Consider the following 16,642-nt stretch of genomic DNA (forward strand, 5'->3'; position numbering starts at 1 on the left):
AGGCATATAGGGGGTTAGGACCGGTTTTGACAGGAGTTATCCCAGCCCTGGAGCGGGCAGCCGCTTGTTCCTTTTTTAAGACAGGATTTTCGCCTCGATCACGGCTTTGAGCGGGCCGGAACCTTTGTTCCCGCCGGCGATTATTTCAGCAAAGACATCGGCGCCTCGGGTGCTGCGCCGGAGTTGCGAGCTTGTCGGAGGCCGTCATGTTGGGTTGGGTCGTTACCTTCCTGATTATCGCGCTGATCGCGGGTGTGCTTGGTTTCGGCGGTGTCGCGGGCGCGTCCATCGAAATCGCCAAGGCGATCTTCTTCATTGCGGTGGTGCTGTTCATCATTTCCGCCGTTGTCGGGATCACCCGCCGCAGAACACGCGTCTGAGCGGCATCTGATGCCTGCTGGCGCCCGCTGTCGTTCGAGCTAGGATAGCCCCGGACCGCTGAAACAGCGGAAAGGGGCGCCATGAATTTTTCCGAATATGTGAAGCATGACGCGGTCGGGCTTGCCGAGCGCCTGGCGCGTCGCGAGGTGACGGCGGACGAGTTGCTTACACTCGCGCTACGCGCGAGCGAGCGCGCCCAGCCGAAGACCAACGCGATCTGCCGGATGATGGAGAAGGAGGCGCGCGGCCAACTCGTCAAGCCGTTGACGGGCGCTTTTGCCGGCGTCCCGTTCCTGATCAAGGACATTGCGCAGGATTATGCCGGGCTGCCGACCAGCAACGGCAGCCGCGCGATGCTCAACGCCGTCGCGCCCGAGCACTCCCATGTGGTCAAATGTTTTCTCGATGCGGGGCTTGTGATCTTCGGCAAGACCAATCTGCCGGAGTTGGGACTAAAGGGCGTGACGGACCCGCAGGCCTTCGGCCGCACCTGCAATCCCTGGAACGGCGAACACACCCCAGGCGGCTCGAGTGGTGGCGCGGCTGCCGCGGTGGCCTCCGGCGTGGTGCCGATGGCGGGCGCCAGCGACGGCGGCGGCTCGATCCGCATTCCTGCCGCCTGCTGCGGCCTGTTCGGATTGAAGCCGTCGCGTGGCCTGATCTCGATCGGACCGGGCGGCGGTGAACACTGGTTCGGCGCCACCAGCCAGGGCGTGATCTCGCGCAGCGTGCGCGACACGGCTCTCGCGCTGGACGCGGTCGTGGGCGGTGAGGCCGGCGATCCCTTTCTCGCCGCAAGACCCGCAGAGACCTATGCGCAGTCGATGGCGCGTGATCCAGGCCGGCTCAGGATCGGCTTTACCTCAACCTCGCCGATCGGCACCGACGTTCATGGCGAGGCGAAGGCCGCGGTCGAAAACGCAGCCACCCTGCTGCGCAGCCTCGGTCACGAGGTCGAGGAGGCTTCGCCGGACATCGATGGTGCGGCGCTGGCGAAAGCGTTTCTGCATGTCTATTTCGGCCAGGTCGCCGCGGCGGTGGCGCAGGCCCGCGCGAACGGCGCCAAACGCGGCGATTTCGAACTGCTGTCGCGGGTGCTGGCGACGATCGGCGGCGCGATCTCCGCCGGCGCGCTGACGACGCAGTTGCTCAAGTGGAATGAATTCGCCCGGGGGCTGGCGCGTTTCCACCAGCGTTACGACCTGCTGCTGACGCCGACCCTGGCGCATCGGCCGATACGCCATGGCCAGGGCGATCCCGCAGCCGCCGAGCAGGCGCTGTTGAAGCTGCTGGATCGTATCGGTCTGCTCGGCTTGTTGATGCGCTCAGGCCTGTTCGATGGCGTCATCGACAAGATCGCGCGCGACAGCCTGCAATATGTGCCGTTTACGCAAGCAGCCAATCTGACCGGGACGCCGGCCATGGGCGTGCCGCTGCATTGGACCGCGGGAGGCCTGCCGCTCGGCGTGCAGTTCGTCGCTAAGCTGGGAGAGGAGGCGCGCCTCTTGCAACTCGCGCACCAGCTTGAGAATGCGCAGCCCTGGTTCGACCGGCTGCCGGCCTGGGTGACGCAGAGCTAAGGCGTGACGTCGTCATGCAGGCGATGTCGCTGGCGAAGCCTGCCACCGATCCCGACAGCGGGATTTTCACCGCCTCCATGGCGTAGCCCGGCGCGGTGCTGACAAGGCAGGATATTTCGACTAACCTTCAATGCGGGGCAGCAACAGGGCCCTTCACAGGAGATCGATGAGCACCGTAAAAAACGCTCTGGCCCGGAAGAGTGGCGCCCTGATCCATGTTCGTTCCGGCGACATGGTCGTCGAAGCCTTGCGTCAGATGCGCGACAAGCGGGTCCGGTCGGTCCTGGTCATCGACGACGACGTGCTGGTCGGTATCGTGACCCAGGGTGATTGCGCCATCAAAGTGCTGCTGCCCGGGCTGGATGCGAAGCAAACGCCGGTGGGCCAAGTGATGACGGGCAACCCGGTGACGGTCAAGCCGGACGATCCGCTGGAAGGCTGCATGGCAATGATGGCTGCGCGCGGTTTTCGCCATCTGCCAGTGCTGGACGCGGGCAGGGTCTTGGGCGTGATCTCGATCGGAGACGTCGTCAAGGACATCATCAGGGATTTGGAGCACAACGTGGACGACCTGATGGGCTACATCATGAAGGACGGCCCCGGGGGCTGACAGACGAACCGCGGTGCCGTCGCCCTCAGTCCGCGATCCTGCGGCGGGCCTAGTTCTTCTACGATTGAAAACCGCTCGCCGAGCAAAGCGGACGCGACGAATATATGAGCATACGGCCTAGCGCCGCGCCGGCATCGCGATAGCGCTGCCGATGCCCTCGGGGCGCGGAACGGAGGCATGCGCGCGGGCGACCGCGTCGATCGTGGCGCGGACATCGCTCGGGAAGGGCGCGGTCTTGCGCTGGTCCATGTCGATGTGGAGCGTCATGGTCTCCGAGGTCGCCGACAGCCAGCCTTCGGTCGCGTGACGCAGTTCCTCGAACAGATGCAGGCGCTTTTCATCGGCGGCGAGCAGGTGGATCGCAACCCGCACGGGGTCGCCGAGATGGATCTCGCGCAAATAGCGCACATGGCATTCGGCGGTAAAGGTCGAATTGCCGTGTGACTTCTTGTAGTCAGGCCCGATGCCGAGGACGAGCCACAGCTCATCGATCGCCCGGTCGAACATGACGTTATAGTAGGCCATGTTCAGGTGGCCGTTGTAATCGATCCATTGCGGCTCGATCTGCATGATCGACGACAGGAACGGTCCCCCCCGATCGGCCGGGGAATGTGTCGTCTTTGCCTCACTTTGCGCCGTCATTGTGCTCAATCTCGCCTGCCGGGTTTCGTCCCTTGACCCTCTATACATCCTTTGCCACGGTATTTCTGCGGGAGGATTTTACAGACGTGGGCACGACCATCACCAATAATCCGAAGCGAGCGGAGCCGAAGGCGGTCGCCGCTGTCGTCGAAAAGCTCGCCGCGCGGTTCGGCAATCGCCTCGTCACCTCGCAGGCCGTGCGCGACCAGCATGCGCATACCACGACCTGGCTGCCATCGCAGCCGCCGGATGCGGTGGTGTTCGCGCAGGAGGCCGCCGACGTGCAGGACGTGGTGCGGGTCTGCGCCGTCCACGACGTTCCCGTGATCGCGTTCGGCACCGGCACCTCGCTCGAGGGCCAGGTCAATGCGCCCGCCGGCGGCGTTTGCGTCGATTTCCGCGACATGAACAAGGTGCTGGAGGTTCACGCCGAAGACCTGGACTGCGTGATCCAGCCCGGCGTTACCCGCAAAGCGCTGAACGAATATCTGCGCGACCAGGGCGTATTCTTCCCGATCGATCCCGGCGCCGACGCATCTCTCGGCGGCATGGCTTCGACGCGGGCGTCGGGCACCAACGCGGTGCGTTACGGCACCATGCGCGAGAACGTGCTGGCGCTGAAGGTCGTGCGTGGCGACGGCGAGATCATCACGACCGGCACGCGGGCGAAGAAATCGAGCGCCGGCTACGATCTGACGCATCTCTTCATCGGCGCCGAAGGCACGCTCGGCATCATCACCGAACTCACCGTTCGCCTGCGCGGCATTCCCGAAACCATCGCAGCCGCCGCCTGTTCGTTCGAGACCGTGCGCGGCGCCTGCCAGGCGACGATCATGGCGATCCAGACCGGCATTCCGGTCGCGCGCATCGAACTTCTCAACGCCGAGCAGGTGAAGGCCTGCAATTCCTATTCGAAGCTGACGCTGCCGGAGACGCCGCTGCTGCTGCTCGAATTTCACGGCAGCGAGGCCGATGTCGCCGAACAGTCGAAGAATTTCGCCGAGATCGCCAAGGAATGCGGCGGCCTCGGCTTCACCTGGACCACGCGTCCGGAGGACCGCACCAGGCTGTGGCAGGCGCGGCACGACGCCTATTGGGCAGTCAAGGCGCTTCGCACCGGCGCGGGCGTGGTGGCAACGGACGTGTGCGTGCCGATTTCGCGGCTCGCCGATTGCGTCACCGAGACCGAGGACGACCTGAAGCGGCTCCGCCTGCAATCGCCGATCGTCGGTCATGTCGGCGACGGCAACTTCCACTGCTCGCTGCTCTGTGACGTCGACGATGCCGGCGAAATGGCGCGCGGGGAGGAGTTCATGCATCGCCTGGTCGAGCGGGCGCAGTCGATGGACGGTACCTGCACCGGCGAACACGGCATCGGGCAGGGCAAGCAGAAATATCTGAAAGGCGAGCTTGGCGGCGAGGCCATCGATGCCATGCGCGCGGTCAAGCAAGCGCTCGATCCCCAAAACATCTTCAACCCGGGAAAAATCATTCCGGCTTCACACGGATGAGATCATTGACGGTTACGACGATGCGCCTGTGCGCCAACATTGCCGCTGCCCTTATGCTCGTGCTCGCGCCGCAGATGCCGGCCGCGGCCGGTGACATGGCGCAAAATCAGCCGGCGCCCGCGGCGATGGACCCGACCGACACCATCGGCCAGCTGAAGCCGGAGGCGCCGGACACCGACCTGTTCGCGCTGATGACGGGAAAGTGCAGCACGCTCAAGATTGCGGGCCACGATTTTGCCTGCCGCACCATTGCCTACGCGCATAGCGTGAACGGCCGGGCCTATTTCACCATCGCGCTCGACGATCCGGCCGACCAGAGCCATATCATTTCCTTCTCCGGCGGAAACGGCCAGCGCACCAAGGAAAATCTGTACGACCTGGCGGTCGATCAGGTGCTGATCAAATCGAAACACCAGCCCAAGGCCGATGGCCTGCCGGTGCCGGCGGTGTTGAAATCGGCAGGACGATGCGTGCAACTCGGCAGTTTCGCCACCCTCCACATCTCCAGCGTCGTCTGCTCTGCGACCGACACGCGCGGCAAGAAATACGAATTGCGTTTCGAATCCGACGGCTCGCCGATCACCGTGCGGCGGGTCAATCCGTCGGCGCCGACCATCCGCGAGCACGGTTAGGCTTTGGGAAAAATGCCCCATGGCGATGCGCTGGTTCAGCAAGCCGAAGCCCAAGGAGATCTGGGAAGAGCCTGTGGCGTTGCCACTCGGAGATCTCGAGGCCGCGCATCGCATTCGCGTCATCTGTGGCGCGGCCGCCGATAGCGCGGCGAAAGCCGGCGCTCCCAACAGCAAGAACCGGCAGGACGAGTTTCGGCGCTACGAGCGCGGGGCGCGCGCCGCCATGGAAACCGCGATGAAGATCGGCGACGATCTGCTGCGGGATTCCGCGGTGCGCCAGATCATCGATTTGTCCTTGATGGCCGATGATCAGCGGACGGCGCGAATTCTGTTTCGCGCGATCCAGGCGCCGTCAATTCGCGAAGACGTACTGCGCGACCATCCGATGCTCGGATCCTGATGCGGGATACGTTTCGAAAAAAGCCGTGGCGGAAGATGCGCTCCGTCTCCCTTTGGGACGTCCACGGTCGCTTCCTTACTTCTCCACCGCGCCGCCGCTCTCGGCCCAATCCTTGAAGCCGCCGATATTGTAGACCTCGTTGTAGCCCATGTCCTTGAGCAGCTTGCCAGCGAGCGCGGCGCGGCCGCCGGAGGCGCAATAGATCAGGACGGTCTTGTCCTTCGAAAAGTTCTTGTCGTGGGTGGGCGCGTCCGGGTCGGCGCGGAATTCAAGCAAGCCCCGCGACACGTGAACGGCGCCCGCCGCCTTGCCGCTCGCCTGCACTTCGGTGCCGTCACGGATATCCAGCAGCAGCGTGTTGCCGTTGGCGATCTTCTCGCGCGCCTCGGCCGCCGTGATCTTCGGCACCGCCGCGTTGGCGGCTTCCATCATCTGCTTGACACCGAGCGTCATGTTTTACCTCCCACGTCATTGAACAAGCCGTATCGTTGTCCGACTCTTACTCCTTTCTCCTCGTCATTGCGAGGAGGGGCGGCAACGATGCAATCCAGTGCCGCAATCCAATAGCTGGGCTGGACTGGCCGGATTGCTACGTTAGCCTGTCATGGGGCTCGCGATCCCCGAGCGCGCGATGACGGATAGGTTTTCTCCTGACAGATGCCAAGGACCCCTCGATGCGGCTTCCGTTCTTCTACGGCTGGATCATCATCGCCGTGACCTTTGTCACCATGGCGATCGGCGTCAATGCGCGCACCGCCTTTTCGCTGCTGTTTCCGCCGATCCTGAGCGAATTCGGATGGGACCGTGGCGTGACCGCCGGTGCGTTTTCGTTCGGCTTCGTGGTGTCGGGGATCGCGAGCCCCCTGATCGGCCGCCTGATGGATCGTCTCGGCCCGCGCAGCGTGATGGAACTCGGCGTCGTGCTGATGGCGAGCGGGTTGTTGCTGGCGCCGCTGACGACGCAGCCCTGGCATCTTTACCTGACCATTGGCGTCCTGGTCGGCGCCGGCAGCGTCTGCCTCGGCTATTCCGGTCAATCGCTGTTTCTGCCCAACTGGTTCATCCGCAGCCGGGGGCTTGCGATCGGGCTCGCGTTTGCCGGCGTCGGCATCGGCTCGATGACGCTGCTACCCTGGGTGCAGGTCATGATCGAGAGAAGCGGCTGGCGCACCGCCTGTACCGCGATGGGGCTTCTGATTGTGATCGAGCTCGCGCCGATCAATCTGCTGTTGCGCAAGCGTCCGGAGGATTTGGGCCTGTTGGCGGATGGCGCTGCCGCGCCGTCGGCCTCAGCGCCAAAGCCGGTCTCGAACATCGTCGATCCCGAATGGGCCAGCATCGACTGGACCTTGCCGCGGGCGCTCGCGACGTCGCGTTTCTGGTGGCTCGCGGTCGGCTATTTTGGCGGGCTTTACATCTGGTACGCGGTGCAGGTGCATCAGACCAAATACCTGCTCGATATCGGCTTCAGCCCCGCAGTCGGCGTATGGTCGCTGGGCGCGGTCAGCTTTCTGGGTATTCCCGGCCAGATTTTTCTTGGTCACCTCTCCGACCGGATCGGGCGCGAATGGGTCTGGGCGATCAGTTGCGCCGGGTTCGCGATCTGCTTGGCGGCGCTGATGGCGTTGGCGCAGGTGCATTCCATGGCACTGATCTATCTCATGGTGTTCGCGCAGGGCGCGCTCGGTTACGGGCTGACATCGATCATGGGTGCGGTCGTGGTCGAAATCTTTCAGGGCAAGCATTACGGCAGCATCTTCGGCACCATCATGGTCGTGGTGCTCGCCGGTGGCGCGGCGGGGCCGTTCGTGACCGGCGTGCTGCATGACACGACGGGAAATTACACGCTCGCTTTCGCGATCGGCATCGGCATGAGCGCGCTTTCGGCGCTCGCCGTCTGGTTTGCCTCGCCCGGCAAGGTCCGCGCCGTGGCCGGCCGCCTGCATCGGGTGACGGGCTAGTGGTCCAATTCTAACATTCGCATCCCTTCTCAGCGGCCGCTTTTGCGAATGTTAGAATTAGAAGGACCACTAGCAGATATAAGTTTCTAGTGGAGTTTTGGATTTGACATTCGCATTCGGGACTTGCGGCCAGGTGGGTAGCGAATGTCAAATCCACTCCACTAGCAAAGTGATTGTCCGGCGGTCTCAAGACCTTCATCTACTGCTATAACCCTCCTATATTCCCGGTAAACCGGAGGGAGACACGCATGAACGAGCATGCCCAGGCCGAGGTCACCGCGCCGGTGTTCGAGCCGCTGTCGCCCGATTTCATCCGCGATCCGTATCGGCACTACGATGTGTTGCGCCGGGTCGACCCCGTCCACGTCACGCCGCACGGCATGTATCTGGTTAGCCGCCATGCCGACGTGACCGAAGTTCTGCGCGACAAGCGCTTCGGCAAGGACTTTGTCGAGCGGTCGGTGCGGCGCTATGGGCCGAAGATCATGGACGAGCCGATCTTCCGTTCGATGAGCCACTGGATGCTGCAGCAGGATCCGCCGGATCACGCCCGGCTGCGCGGCCTGGTGGTAAAGGCCTTCACCGCGCGGCGGGTGGAGGACATGCGGCCGCGCATCCAGGAAGTGGTGGACCAGACGCTCGATCGCGTCATCCCGCAGGGGCATATGGACCTGATCGAGGACTATGCGTTTCGCCTGCCGGTCACGATCATTTGCGACATGCTCGGCATTCCCGAGGAACACCGCGCGACGTTTTATGCCGGCACCCGCGACGGCGGCCGCATTCTCGATCCGGTGCCGCTCTCGCCGGACGAAATCGCCAAAGGCAACGCCGGCAACGCGATGGCGCAGATGTATTTCCAGCAGCTGTTCGAGTTGCGGCGGAAGCAACCGGGCGACGATCTGACCACCCAGCTGGTGCAGGCCGAAGAGGACGGTTCCAAGCTCACCAATGAGGAACTGACCGCCAACATCATCCTGTTGTTCGGCGCCGGCCATGAGACCACGGTCAACCTGATCGGCAACGGGCTCCTGGCGCTCTACCGCAATCCGGACCAGCTCGCGCTGCTCAAGGCGAAGCCCGAACTCATTACGAACGCGATCGAGGAATTTCTGCGCTACGATTCCTCGGTGCAGATGACCGGCCGGGTGACGCTGGAAGATATCGACGATCTCTGCGGCAGGAGGATCGGCAGGGGCGAAAGCGTGCTCTGCCTGCTCGGCTCCGCCAACCGCGATCCGGCCGTCTATCCGGATCGACCGGACCGGCTCGATATTGCCCGGCCCAACGTGCGTCCGCTGTCGTTCGGCGGCGGCATCCACTTCTGCCTCGGCGCGCAACTGGCGCGGATCGAAGCCGAAATCGCCATCTCGACCCTGCTGCGGCGCCTGCCGAACCTGCGGCTCGACGACGCAGAGAACCCGGAATGGCGTCCGACCTTCGTATTACGCGGTCTGACGCGGTTGCCGGCCAGCTGGTGAACGGTTCTCAGGCTTAAGTCGCTGTGACTTCGCCACAGTTCTCTCTATATATGGGCGCTGCGGCATGCCGCTGTTTATGATTGATTATTGGGCTTGAGGCTTGGCTTTGGGCCTGTGGCGCGAGAGGCGCTCGTGCGGCGAATTTGAAGTTCCTATCAGTTTCGCCGTGAGTTCGTTATAGGAACTTCAAATTCAAAGCCGCTACTCAAATCAATAAGTTGCTAGTGGTCCTTTGATTCTAACATTCGCAAAAGTGCCTCGCTGCGAAGGGATGCGAATGTTAGAATCGGACCACTAGGTGCAAGTCCTGCGTCCTCCAGAGGAGACACCGTGCAGACGACGCTGCTCGGATTGGCGATTGCCTTCATCATTGCGCTGGTCGCGGCGCTGGTCGGGCCGTATTTCGTCGACTGGAATCAGTTCCGGCCGCAATTCGAGGCCGAAGCGACGCAGGTGATCGGCGCGCCGGTGCGCGTGGCTGGCGAGCTTCAGGCGCGCCTGTTGCCGTCGCCGACCTTGCGGCTGCGCTCGGTGGTGGTCGGCGGCGCCAACGATCTCGGCAAGGTGCGGGCCGACAAGCTCGACGTCGAATTCAGCCTCAGTTCGCTGATGCGCGGCGAATGGCGCGCCACCGAACTCACGATCGGCGGCATGGCGCTCGATCTTGGGCTTGATCCGAAAGGCGCGATCGACTGGCCGACGGGAAGCGGAAAGTTCAACCTCGGCTCGCTCTCCATCGACAAGCTGCACCTCACCGGCCGCGTCGCACTGCATGATGCGCTCAGCCATCGCACGCTCGAGCTCGACGAGATCGCCTTCTCGGGCGACGTCCGCTCTCTCGCCGGCTCCTTGCGCGGCGACGGCAGTTTCACCTTATCCGGAAGCCGCTATCCGTTCCGCGTCTCGTCCGGCCAGAACGCGGATGGCGATGGCACCCGGCTGCACCTGGTCGTCGATTCCAGTCAGCGTCCGCTGTCGGCCGATCTCGACGGCGTCCTGAATTTTGAGAGGCGCATTCCGCACTTTGAGGGCACCGTCACCTGGACCGCCGGGGCCGCCGCCAAGGGAGACAAGGGCGCCGCGCCGAGCCCGCCGTGGCGGATCTCCGCCAAGGTCAAGGCCGACCATGACGTGGCGAAGTTCGCGCAGATCGAGGCGAGTTACGGCGCGGAGGACGCCGCGCTCAAATTTGCCGGCGCTGGCGACCTTCGTTTCGGAGCCTCGCCGCTGCTGCATGCGACGCTGTTCGCGCGGCAGCTCGACGCCGATCGATTTGCGGGCAAGGAAACCGCGCCCGCCCCGGGCGCGGCCAAGTCCGGCGGCATCAAGCCAAACGACAGCAAGGACAATAGCGTCGAACCTGTCCGGGTGCTGCCGGTGCTGCGCAGCTTGATGGGTGCCCTCCCGGAATCGCCGATCCCGGCCAAGCTGGAATTCTCCACCGATCAGATCGTGCTCGGCGGCCGCAGCCTGCAGAATGTCGAGGCCGAACTGCGCACCGATAGCAAGTCGTGGACGGTCGATCGCCTCGACGTGCGCGCGCCCGGCGCCACCCATATCTTGCTGAGCGGCCAGGCGCCGGACACGAAGTCCGGTCATTTCAAGGGCGCGCTTTCGATCGAATCGTCCGATCCCGACACGCTGGTGATGTGGATGCAGGGGCGGAGCGAGCCCGCCTATCGCAGCCAGAATCCGTTTCACCTGAACGGCGACGTCGATATTGCCGGCAACAGCTTCGTGATCGAGAACGTCAAATGCGAGCTCGATGGTGGAACGGTCGCGGGGCGGATCGCCCTGACGCATGACTCCCGGAACGGCGCCGCGCTCGATGCCGCGCTGAAGGCCGGGCGCCTCGACATCGATTCCGCGGCCGCCTTTGCACGCGCGGTGCTCGGTCCACAGGGCGACTGGCCGGAGCGGGCGAAGCTTTCGCTGCAGATCGATCATGCCATCTCGGCCGGCCAGGACCTGCATCCGTTTGCGGCGAAGCTCGGCTATGACCCGAAGACGTGGACGCTGGACTCACTGAAGATCGGCGAGACCACGGGCGTCATGCTGGAAGGCAAGGGCGCCTTCGACCGCACTGATGCGACCGGCAGGCTTGCGCTCGATTCAAGCGCGGCGTCGCTATCACAGATCGCGGGCACCATCGCGCCGCTGTGGCCGCAGCTTGCCGCGCGGCTCAACGCCATGAAGCTCGGCGCGGGCCCGGCGCATGCGAGGCTGGCGCTCGCCATCGACAAGGAAGCGGGCCACGCCGATCGCACCAATGCGCACGCCTCGATCGATCTCGACGCACCTCGATTCAAGGGCTCCATCACGCTGGCGGCGAAGCCGGGGACGGCGAGCCTGCGCGATGCCGATCTCGACAAGCTCATGCATGGCGAAATCGCGCTCGACACCAGGCTTTCCTCGGAAGAGGGCGCGCCGCTTCTGACCTTGCTCGGGCTCGACGGCGTAATCGCCGCCCGCGCTGGACCTGCGCAGCTTCAGGGATCGATGAGCGGCGTCTGGGGCAAGCCGCTTCGCATCAAGATCGATCTCACCGGCGCGGGCTTTGAGGCAGAAACGCAGGGCACCGCCGATCCTTTCAAGGCGCTGGACCTCAAGGCCGCTCAAGCCAACCTCTCGCTGAAGGCCCATGGCCTCAACCTTTCGCCGCTGTTCGACCTCAAGCCGTCGGACAAGCTCGCGCAGGATGTCGGGCTGACGACACGGATCGCACTCGCCAGCGGCAAGGTGACCTTTGACGACATCGACGGCAGGATGGCCGGCTCGCGGCTGCGCGGCCGCGTCGCGATGACGCTGGATGGCGATCGCAACATCGACGGCGAACTCGGCCTCGACACGCTGGATCTGGAGCCGGCCCTGGGCCTGATGATCGGAGCGGCCGGCCGCGACGTTTCCGAGCCTTTCGGCAGTGGCTTCGTGAAAAACTGGCACGGACAGATCGCGTTTCAGGCCCTGCGCGGCGTGCTGCCGGGCGGCAGCGAATTGCGTCCGCTCAGCGGCACCGTGAAGGGCGACGGTCAATCGCTCGTCGTCGATAAAATAAAGGGCCGAATCGGTGGCGGCGAAGTAAGCGGCAATGTCGAAGCGAGGGAAGGTGCCACCGGACTTTCGCTCAATGCCCGCGTCGCGCTCAGCGGCGTCGATGGATCTGCGCTGCATTACCGCGAACTCGCCATGCCGGCCGCACGCACCTCGGCGCAGATGACGCTGTCGAGCCAGGGGCGCAGCACTTCCGCGGTGACAGGTGCGATTTCCGGAAATGGCACCGTGACGCTGGAGGCGGCCCGCATCAGAGGTCTCGATCCACGCGCCTTCGATGTTGCAATCCGTACCAGCGACGAAGGACAGGCGACCGACGATCAGCGTTTGCGCAAGATCGTGGAGCCGGCGCTGTCGGGCGGCACGCTCCTGGTCTCATCGGCGCAGATCCCGTTTACGATTCATGACGGCCGGCTTCGCGTCGGCGCGACCGCGCTCGAGTCCGATGGCGTCCGCGCCATCGTCTCCGGTGGCTACGATATCCCGGCAGACCAGGCCGACATTCGTGCAACGCTCGCGGCTCCTGGCGTCGGAGCCGGACAGGCGAGCCCGCCGGAAATCCAGATTTTCGCCGCCGGCCCGCCGGACAGGCTCAATCGCACCGTCGATGTCGCGGCGCTGTCGTCGTGGCTTGCGGTGAGGGCGATCGATCGCGAGACCAAGCGGCTGGATTCGATCGAGCGCGGCGAGGCCACGCCGGCATCGATTGCGCCGCAGTCGCCAACCTCACCGGAGGCGACCTCGCCCAATGAATCGCCCCATGCGTCGCCGGCAATAAAGCCGAGAGTGAGCGCGCCTCGACCGTTCGCGATTCCGCCTGTCGCCAACGCGCCGGCAGTGAACGCCGCTCCAGCCAGCAATTCGCCCGTCGTGAGCCAGCAGGCCCAGCAACTGCCCCCGCCATTGCCTCCGCCGATCGAAGTGCGGCCGGCGCCGCGCCCAGCCAAGCCGCGGCCGCCGCTGGTGCTGACGCCGCCCGCGGCCGTGCCGCGCCCGGTTTTCTAGCTTGGACCTGAAGGCGAATAGCGCCGCAGCGATTCCGCCGCGCGAGCGGCTCGCTCGCCGGCGTCCGGTCGCGCAGATAAGTCGTTCAGGCGTGGCGTCCTGGGACTTCGACCCTCAAAGTCCGATTGCTCAGACCTTGTCGGCGACCTGTTGCCTTGGCTCCGCGGCCACCGCCGAAGACGCGGCGGCTTGCGCGCGCGAGCGGAAGTAGTCCAGCACAAAGAGCCGGATCGCCGACGACAGATTGCCCTGCTGGCGGTTGCTGTCGATCTCGCCGACCAGTTCGGACAGCGTGATGTTCCGCAAGCCCGAGATTTCCTTCATCCCGTTCCAGAACGCTTCTTCCAGGCTGACGCTGGTCTTGTGGCCGGCGACCACGATCGATCGTTTCACGACGGGCGATTTCATGATGCGTCTCCGCCGTCGATGCGATGTTGATCGAGCAGCTCGCGGGCGCGTTCGCTGCGCGCCTCCTCGAGTTCGCGTTCGGACCTCGTGCGGCCGAAGTGCGTGCGGTTGGCGGCCGCGTCCTGCTCGGACCGCTCCCGGGCCGCGCGCTTCTTGAACCGCTTCAGATTGACCAAGTCCCCCATGCCGGCCCCCGTCATGCAAATATGATCGTCATCGAGACGGTGCGGCCATTCGACGAATGCGGGAAGGTTGGTGTTGCGTGCAAATTCGAGGGATACGCGCAGGCCAGCTCGATCCTCATTATCAGATTCCCCATTATGCAGTCCGATCGCAAATGTCGCGTGTCACGTTCGAAATAATTTTTGCTCTACCACGGGCAAGCACCGACGTAAAAGACAATGAAGCATAATTCTTTAGGCGGCGTGAAAAAGGGTCACATTGCATTGGCGCCATGCGCCGTTCATCCGGGGTGCGTCATTTCGCGCGGCTTCACCAAACGGTCGAATTCGTCGGCAGAAACAAAGCCAAGTCTGACAGCCTCTTCCTTCAAGGTTGTGCCACGCCCATGCGCCGATTTGGCCACTTTCGCGGCATTATCATAGCCGATCTTCGGAGCCAACGCCGTCACCAGCATCAGCGAACGCTCCATCAGTTCGTGAATGCGTTTTTCGTCGGCGCGTATACCCTCGACGCAGTGTTCCGTAAATGAGCGGGCCACGTCCGCCAGCAGTTGTATGGAATTCATCATACAATATGCCAGAAGCGGTTTGTAGACGTTCAGCTCGAAATGGCCCTGGCTTCCGGCGATTGTGATGGCGGCCTGATTGCCGAACACCTGGCAGCACACCATGGTGACGGCCTCGCACTGCGTCGGGTTGACCTTGCCCGGCATGATCGAGGAGCCCGGTTCGTTCTCGGGCAGGATCAATTCGCCGAGGCCGGAACGGGGGCCGGAGCCGAGCAGGCGGATGTCGTTGGCGATCTTGAACAGCCCGGTGGCAGCCGCGTTCAGCGCGCCATGCGCGAACACATAGGCATCGTTGGAAGCGAGCGCCTCGAATTTGTTGGCAGCGCTGGTGAAGGGCAGGCGGGTGATCTTCGCGGCGTGGCGGGCAAAGGTCTTTGCGAATCTCGGCTTCGAATTCAGCCCGGTGCCCACAGCCGTGCCGCCTTGCGCCAGCGGGTAAAGCTCCTTCAGCGCGACGCGGATCCGCGCGATGCCGTGCTCGACCTGCGCGGCATAGCCGGAAAATTCCTGGCCCAGCGTCATCGGCGTCGCATCCTGGGTGTGGGTGCGGCCGATCTTGACGATACGTCCGAACGCCTTCTCTTTGGTGCGCAGCGCACGATGCAGCATCGTCAGCGCCGGCAGCAGTTCGTGCGTGATCGCAACGGCGGCTGCGATATGCATCGCGGTCGGAAACGAGTCGTTGGACGACTGGCTCTTGTTGACGTGATCGTTGGGATGCACCGGCGATTTCGCGCCACGCTTGCCGCCCAACAATTCATTGGCGCGATTGGCGATCACCTCGTTGAGGTTCATGTTGGTCTGGGTGCCGGATCCGGTCTGCCAGACCAACAGCGGAAAGTGATCGTCCAACTGGCCGTCGATCACCTCCCGCGCGGCGCGAATGATGGCCCGCGCGCGGCGCTGGTCGAGCAGGCGCAAGTCGCGATTGGTTTCGGCCGCGGCGAGCTTGACGATGCCGAGCGCATGAATGATCTCGATCGGCATGCGGTCGCGGCCGATGCGGAAATTCTGCCGGGAGCGCTCGGTCTGCGCGCCCCAATAGCTGACGGCATCGACTTCGATCGGACCGAAACTGTCGGTCTCGGTGCGTGTCGGTTTGGACGCGGAAGCTTTCGATCGGGCCATAACTCACACCTATGGAAAATAGGCGGCATTCGCGGATCGCCGGTCGCGCTCGTTATTTCTTGCGGAAGCGATCGAGCCGCACCACCTCGGCTCCCTCGGAGGGCTTTTCCGGCTCGTCCTTCGCCTCCTTCTCGGGCGCGGGCAAGACGGACGCCGGAGACGAGGGCGTGGCCTCATTTCCATCCGCGGCTGCTGCGGGCGTGGCATCGCCCATCTCGAATTGCAGGCCGAACTGTACCGAGGGATCGAAGAAGCTCTTGATGGAGCTGAAGGGGACCACGAGGCGCTCGGGAATGCCGCCAAACGACAGGCCGACCTCGAAGCGCTCCTCCGTCACGATCAGGTCCCAGAACTGGTGCTGGAGAATGACGGTCATCTCGTCCGGATATTGCGCCAGTAGCCGCGGCGACAACTTCACGCCCTCGGCGGTGGAGGCGAAGGTGATGAAGAAGTGGTGGTCGCCCGGCAGGCCGTGCTCGGCGGCATCCGCCAGCACGCGACGCAGCACCCCGCGGAGCGCGTCGCGGGCCAGTACGTCGTATCGGATGTGATCGGTCGCCATGGTCGGTCCTGTCGCAGGATTTGAAAGGTTCTCCCCTTGAAGCCGGCCGCCGCCGTGCCCGACTCGGGGAAGAGGTCCACTACCGTACCCTGCTTAATGACGGAGGTCAGCAGCCCGGCAAACAAAGGATGGTCACAAAAGGAAAGTGGAGGCTTCTGTTGCCAGGTGCCTCCGAACCCCGCCTAACGGAGCTTAACCCGCCAGGACTTTAAGATGGTCTTTCAAACTGCGTTACGCAGCCTGAGCAACCGGAGCATAGTTGTCGTTTGCAACTATTGCATGGCCCGATATCGGCGGAACCATACCGAGAAAAAACACGCCCTTTACGCCCTCGTCGATCCTGTTTCGCCCCCGCCGAAGCCCGCCTGTTTCTGGCATCATGGTTCGGGTTTTGGTGGAGGCGCCGGGTACTGCCCCCGGGTCCGAATGGTTTATTGCGACGGCCATTTATTTCCATAGCCGGCAAGCCGGCACCCCCAATATAGGGGGCAAAGGTTGAGAAAGACAGTGCCGGAAAGCTCCTGAAACACATGGTTTTG

At 63.9% G+C, this 16,642-nt stretch carries 15 protein-coding genes and 1 other RNA gene; 9 read left to right on the top strand and 7 right to left on the bottom strand.

Going from position 1 to position 16,642, the window contains the following annotated elements:
* Window positions 1–206: 206 nt before the first annotated feature.
* The 3 genes from M6D32_RS18870 to M6D32_RS18880 all read left to right on the top strand — a co-directional run bounded on the left by M6D32_RS18870 (window position 207) and on the right by M6D32_RS18880 (window position 2,571).
* A complete protein-coding gene (locus M6D32_RS18870) occupies window positions 207–380 on the top strand; it encodes a DUF1328 domain-containing protein (protein WP_298258966.1) in 174 nt (57 codons plus the stop codon).
* A gap of 81 nt (window positions 381–461) precedes the next feature.
* Window positions 462–1,961: an amidase gene (locus tag M6D32_RS18875; protein WP_298258968.1), complete on the top strand. Its 1,500-nt coding sequence runs from the start codon at window positions 462–464 to the stop codon at window positions 1,959–1,961.
* A 166-nt stretch (window positions 1,962–2,127) separates the two neighbouring features.
* Window positions 2,128–2,571 (top strand): CBS domain-containing protein, encoded by a 444-nt coding sequence (locus tag M6D32_RS18880; protein WP_298258970.1) that lies wholly within the window; start codon window positions 2,128–2,130, stop codon window positions 2,569–2,571.
* A gap of 117 nt (window positions 2,572–2,688) precedes the next feature.
* Here M6D32_RS18880 and M6D32_RS18885 read toward each other — a convergent pair whose 3' ends face one another.
* The gene (locus M6D32_RS18885; RefSeq protein WP_298258972.1) at window positions 2,689–3,213 is read right to left on the bottom strand and encodes a thioesterase family protein; all 525 of its coding nucleotides are present in this window, start codon (window positions 3,211–3,213) and stop codon (window positions 2,689–2,691) included.
* Window positions 3,214–3,299: 86 nt separating this feature from the next.
* Between M6D32_RS18885 and M6D32_RS18890 the strand changes: the two genes are divergently transcribed.
* The 3 genes from M6D32_RS18890 to M6D32_RS18900 are packed head-to-tail and all read left to right on the top strand — an operon-like array spanning window position 3,300 to window position 5,756.
* Window positions 3,300–4,724 (top strand): FAD-linked oxidase C-terminal domain-containing protein, encoded by a 1,425-nt coding sequence (locus tag M6D32_RS18890; protein WP_298259049.1) that lies wholly within the window; start codon window positions 3,300–3,302, stop codon window positions 4,722–4,724.
* 5 nt (window positions 4,725–4,729) lie between these two features.
* Entirely contained in the window at window positions 4,730–5,356 is a 627-nt protein-coding gene (locus tag M6D32_RS18895; RefSeq protein WP_298258974.1) for a hypothetical protein, read from the top strand.
* Between the two features lie 19 nt (window positions 5,357–5,375).
* Window positions 5,376–5,756 carry a hypothetical protein gene (locus M6D32_RS18900; protein WP_366145845.1) on the top strand — a complete coding sequence of 127 codons (381 nt, stop codon included), beginning with the start codon at window positions 5,376–5,378 and terminating at the stop codon, window positions 5,754–5,756.
* A 75-nt stretch (window positions 5,757–5,831) separates the two neighbouring features.
* Here M6D32_RS18900 and M6D32_RS18905 read toward each other — a convergent pair whose 3' ends face one another.
* On the bottom strand, window positions 5,832–6,209 hold the full coding sequence (locus M6D32_RS18905) for a rhodanese-like domain-containing protein (protein WP_298258976.1): 378 nt from the start codon (window positions 6,207–6,209) through the stop codon (window positions 5,832–5,834).
* 221 nt (window positions 6,210–6,430) lie between these two features.
* Between M6D32_RS18905 and M6D32_RS18910 the strand changes: the two genes are divergently transcribed.
* The 3 genes from M6D32_RS18910 to M6D32_RS18920 all read left to right on the top strand — a co-directional run bounded on the left by M6D32_RS18910 (window position 6,431) and on the right by M6D32_RS18920 (window position 13,254).
* Window positions 6,431–7,717, top strand: coding sequence for an MFS transporter (locus M6D32_RS18910; protein WP_298258978.1), 1,287 nt, complete (start codon window positions 6,431–6,433; stop codon window positions 7,715–7,717).
* Window positions 7,718–7,965: 248 nt separating this feature from the next.
* Window positions 7,966–9,198 carry a cytochrome P450 gene (locus tag M6D32_RS18915; RefSeq protein ID WP_298258980.1) on the top strand — a complete coding sequence of 411 codons (1,233 nt, stop codon included), beginning with the start codon at window positions 7,966–7,968 and terminating at the stop codon, window positions 9,196–9,198.
* A 330-nt stretch (window positions 9,199–9,528) separates the two neighbouring features.
* Window positions 9,529–13,254 carry an AsmA-like C-terminal region-containing protein gene (locus tag M6D32_RS18920; protein ID WP_298258982.1) on the top strand — a complete coding sequence of 1,242 codons (3,726 nt, stop codon included), beginning with the start codon at window positions 9,529–9,531 and terminating at the stop codon, window positions 13,252–13,254.
* 129 nt (window positions 13,255–13,383) lie between these two features.
* On the opposite strand, the gene M6D32_RS18925 is transcribed toward M6D32_RS18920, so the two are convergent.
* The 5 genes from M6D32_RS18925 to ssrA all read right to left on the bottom strand — a co-directional run bounded on the left by M6D32_RS18925 (window position 13,384) and on the right by ssrA (window position 16,614).
* Window positions 13,384–13,662 (bottom strand): ribbon-helix-helix domain-containing protein, encoded by a 279-nt coding sequence (locus tag M6D32_RS18925; protein WP_298258984.1) that lies wholly within the window; start codon window positions 13,660–13,662, stop codon window positions 13,384–13,386.
* Window positions 13,659–13,847 (bottom strand): DUF4169 family protein, encoded by a 189-nt coding sequence (locus tag M6D32_RS18930; protein WP_298259053.1) that lies wholly within the window; start codon window positions 13,845–13,847, stop codon window positions 13,659–13,661. The genes M6D32_RS18925 and M6D32_RS18930 overlap by 4 nt, the downstream gene beginning before the upstream one ends.
* 278 nt (window positions 13,848–14,125) lie before the next feature.
* Entirely contained in the window at window positions 14,126–15,541 is a 1,416-nt protein-coding gene (gene fumC, locus M6D32_RS18935) for a class II fumarate hydratase (RefSeq protein WP_298258986.1), read from the bottom strand.
* Between the two features lie 52 nt (window positions 15,542–15,593).
* Window positions 15,594–16,103 (bottom strand): ClpXP protease specificity-enhancing factor SspB, encoded by a 510-nt coding sequence (locus tag M6D32_RS18940; RefSeq protein ID WP_298258988.1) that lies wholly within the window; start codon window positions 16,101–16,103, stop codon window positions 15,594–15,596.
* 144 nt (window positions 16,104–16,247) lie between these two features.
* Window positions 16,248–16,614, bottom strand: a transfer-messenger RNA (tmRNA) gene (gene ssrA, locus M6D32_RS18945).
* Between the last annotated feature and the right edge of the window lie 28 nt (window positions 16,615–16,642).

It is taken from the genome of Bradyrhizobium sp. (assembly GCF_027307225.1).
Lineage (GTDB): Bacteria > Pseudomonadota > Alphaproteobacteria > Rhizobiales > Xanthobacteraceae > Bradyrhizobium.